Genomic DNA, 3,901 nt, shown 5'->3' with positions numbered 1-3,901 from the left:
CCGCGCCGCGCGTGGGTTCCCGCGGGCGCTGGGGGGGGGCTTCGGGCCACCCCCCCGCCGCGTTTTGGGTTCCCACGGGGGTTTGCGCCCCCGGGGGGGGGGGGGGGGGGGGGGCCCCGGGCCCCCCCCCGGCGAGCACACTGGGTTCGGGCGTGGCGCAGGTAGCGTGGGAAGAGGCAGCGAGATGAATGGGGTCAACACGAACGGCGGCGACGGCTCGGGGCGCGACCCGAGCGGATTCTTGACCGCGCTCCAGGAGCGCGTGCTCGTCGCGGACGGCGGCATGGGTACCGCGTTGCAGGCCTACGACCTGTCGTTGGACGACTTCGCGAACCTCGAGGGCTGCAACGAGATCCTGAACGAGACCCGGCCGGACGTGGTCTCCGGGGTGTACCGGAGCTTCTTGGAAGCCGGTTCGGACGCGATCGAGTCGAACACGTTCGGCACGAACCTCGCCAACCTCGGCGAGTACGGCATCCCGGAGCGCATCCGCGACCTCGCGGAGAAGGGCGCCCGGCTGGCCCGGGAGGCCGCCGACGAGTACGCCACGGCCGACAAGCCGCGCTTCGTGCTCGGTTCGATGGGGCCGGGCACCAAGCTGCCCACCCTCGGTCACGCGCCGTACGCGGACCTGCGCGACGCGTACGTCGAGAACGTGCTCGGCATGATCGACGGCGGCATCGACGTGGTCCTGGTGGAGACCTCCCAGGACCTGCTGCAGACCAAGGCGGCGATCGTGGCCGCCAAGCGGGCGATGGAGCAGACCGGCCGCTGGCTGCCGATCATCGCGCAGGTGACGGTGGAGCAGACCGGCACCATGCTGGTCGGCTCCGAGATCGGCGCCGCGCTCACCGCGCTGGAGCCGCTGGGCATCGACCTGATCGGCATGAACTGCGCCACCGGCCCCGCCGAGATGAGCGAGCACCTGCGGGTGCTGGCCCAGCACGCGCAGATCCCGATCTCGGTGATGCCGAACGCGGGCCTGCCCGAGCTCGGCCCGAACGGCGCGGTGTACCCGCTGCAACCCGACGAGCTGGCGACGGCGCTGGCCGGCTTCGTCACCGACTTCGGCGCGCGGCTGGTCGGCGGCTGCTGCGGCACCACCGGCGAGCACGTGCGCGCCGTCTCCGAGGCCGTCGCCGAACTGGCCCCGCAGGCGCGCACCCCCGAGGTGATCCCCGCGGTGTCCTCGGTGTACCAGTCGGTGCCGTTCGAGCAGGACGCCAGCATCCTCAACGTCGGCGAGCGCACCAACACCAACGGCTCCAAGAAGTTCCGCGAAGCGATGCTCGACGGCCGCTACGAGGACTGCGTGGAGATCGCGAAGGCCCAGACCCGCGAGGGCGCGCACATGCTCGACCTGTGCGTGGACTACGTGGGCCGCGACGGCGCCGAGGACATGCGGGAGCTCGCCAGCAGGCTCGCGACCGCCTCCACGCTGCCGATCATGGTGGACTCCACCGAGGCCGACGTGATCCAGGCGGGGTTGGAGCACCTCGGCGGGCGCTGCGCGGTGAACTCGGTGAACTACGAGGACGGCGACGGGCCGGACTCGCGGTTCCAGAAGGTGATGGCGATGGTGCGCGAGCACGGCGCCACCGTCGTCGCGCTGTGCATCGACGAGGAGGGCCAGGCCCGCACCGCCGAGTGGAAGCTGCGGATCGCCGAGCGGCTCATCGCCGAGATCACCGGCACCTGGGGCCTGGACGAGTCGGCGATCATCATCGACTGCCTGGTCTTCCCGATCACCACCGGTCAGGAGGAGGTGCGCCGGGACGGCATCGAGACCATCGAGGCCATCCGGGAGCTCAAGCGCCGCCACCCGCGGGTGCAGACCACGCTGGGCCTGTCCAACGTGTCGTTCGGCCTGAACCCGGCCGCGCGGCAGGTGCTGAACTCGGTGTTCCTCAACGAGTGCCGCGAGGCCGGCCTGGACTCGGCGATCCTGAACGCCTCCAAGATCCTGCCGATGAGCAAGATCGACGAGGAGCAGCGCCAGGTCGCCCTGGACCTGGTCTACGACCGCCGCACCGAGGACTACGACCCGCTGCAGAAGCTGATGCAGCTGTTCGAGGGCAAGACCGCGTCCTCGGCAGGCGCCTCCCGCGCGGAGGAGCTGGCGAAGCTGCCGCTGTTCGAGCGGCTGGAGAAGCGCATCGTCGACGGCGAGCGCAATGGCCTGGAGGCGGACCTCGACGCCGCCATGCAGGAGAAGGCGCCGCTGCAGATCGTCAACGAGAACCTGCTAGCGGGGATGAAGGTCGTCGGCGACCTGTTCGGCTCCGGGCAGATGCAGCTGCCGTTCGTGCTGCAGTCCGCGGAGACGATGAAGACCGCGGTGGCCTACCTCGAACCGCACATGGAGAAGGACGACTCCGGCGGCAAGGGCAAGCTGCTGCTGGCCACGGTCAAGGGCGACGTGCACGACATCGGCAAGAACCTCGTCGACATCATCGTGTCCAACAACGGCTACGACGTGGTCAACATCGGCATCAAGCAGCCGGTGAACGCGATCCTGGACGCGGCGGACGAGAACAAGGTCGACGTGATCGGCATGTCCGGCCTGCTGGTGAAGTCCACTGTGATCATGAAGGACAACCTGAAGGAGATGAACGAGCGCGGCATCGCCGAGAAGTACCCGGTGATGCTGGGCGGCGCGGCGCTGACCCGCTCGTTCGTGGAGAACGACCTCGACGAGGTCTACCAGGGCGATGTCCGCTACGCGAAGGACGCCTTCGAGGGCCTCAACCTGATGGACCGGCTGATGGCCATCAAGCGCGGCGACTCCCCGGAGATCAGCGAGGCCGAGGAGGCGAAGAAGGCCGAGCGCAAGGAGCGCCACGAGCGCTCCAAGCGCATCGCCGAGAAGCGCAAGGCCGAGCAGGGCCCGCTGCCCGACCTCTACGACGACACCGTCCGGTCCGATGTGGACGGTGACGCTCCGGTGCCGACCCCGCCGTTCTGGGGATCGCGCGTCGTCAAGGGCGTGCCCACCGCCGACTACCTGGCGCTGCTCGACGAGCGCGCCACGTTCTTCGGCCAGTGGGGGCTGCGCGGCGCCCGCAAGGGCGAAGGGCCGTCGTACGAGGAACTCGTCGAATCCGAGGGCAGGCCGCGGCTGCGCTACTGGATGGACGAGCTGGCCACCGCGGGCATCCTGCAGCACGCCGCGGTCGTCTACGGGTACTTCCCGGTCGTCACCGAGGGGAACTCGGTGATCGTGCTGGACAAGGAGGAGCCGGACGCTCCCGAACGCACCCGGTTCACGTTCCCGCGCCAGCAGCGCGACCGCAGGCTCAGCCTCGCCGACTTCTTCCGCACCAGGGAGAAGGCGCTGGAGACCGGGCAGGTCGACGTGCTGCCGATGCAGCTGGTCACGATGGGCCAGCCCATCGCCGACTACGCCAACGAGCTGTTCGCGAAGAACTCCTACCGGGACTACCTGGAGATCCACGGGATGGGCGTGCAGCTGACCGAGGCGCTCGCCGAGTACTGGCACCGCCGGGTCCGGCGGGAACTGCTGTGGTCCAGCGGCCGCGCGGTGTCCGAAGAGGACCCGTCGGATGTGACCGAGTTCTTCAAGCTCGGTTACCGCGGCGCTCGCTACTCGTTCGGCTACGGCGCCTGCCCCGAGATCGAGGACCGGGCGAAGATCGTCGAACTGCTGGAGAGCGAACGCATCGGCGTGGAGCTGTCCGAGGAGTACCAGCTGCACCCGGAGCAGTCCACCGACGCGATCATCGCCCACCACCCCGAGGCGAAGTACTTCAACACATGAGGCCGCGGGGGGGCCCCCCCCCCCCCCGCCCCCCCCGGGCCCCCCCCGGGGGGCGGGCCCCCCCCCCCCGGGAAACCCCCCCCCCGGGGGGAAAACCCGCCACGGGCGACTAGAAAGAAAAAA

Annotated in this window: 1 protein-coding gene; it reads left to right on the top strand. The window is 69.9% G+C overall.

The annotated features are described in order from the left end of the window. Positions 1–184: 184 nt before the first annotated feature. Positions 185–3,778: a methionine synthase gene (metH, locus tag LCD33_RS13270; protein ID WP_224958134.1), complete on the top strand. Its 3,594-nt coding sequence runs from the start codon at positions 185–187 to the stop codon at positions 3,776–3,778. The last annotated feature ends 123 nt before the right edge of the window (positions 3,779–3,901 follow it).

The sequence above is a fragment of the Saccharopolyspora sp. 7B genome, assembly GCF_020177435.1.
In the GTDB taxonomy this organism is placed as follows: domain Bacteria; phylum Actinomycetota; class Actinomycetes; order Mycobacteriales; family Pseudonocardiaceae; genus Saccharopolyspora_C; species Saccharopolyspora_C gregorii.
Note: the sequence above shows the minus strand (reverse complement) of the source record. Positions and strands in the feature narration are given on the sequence as shown.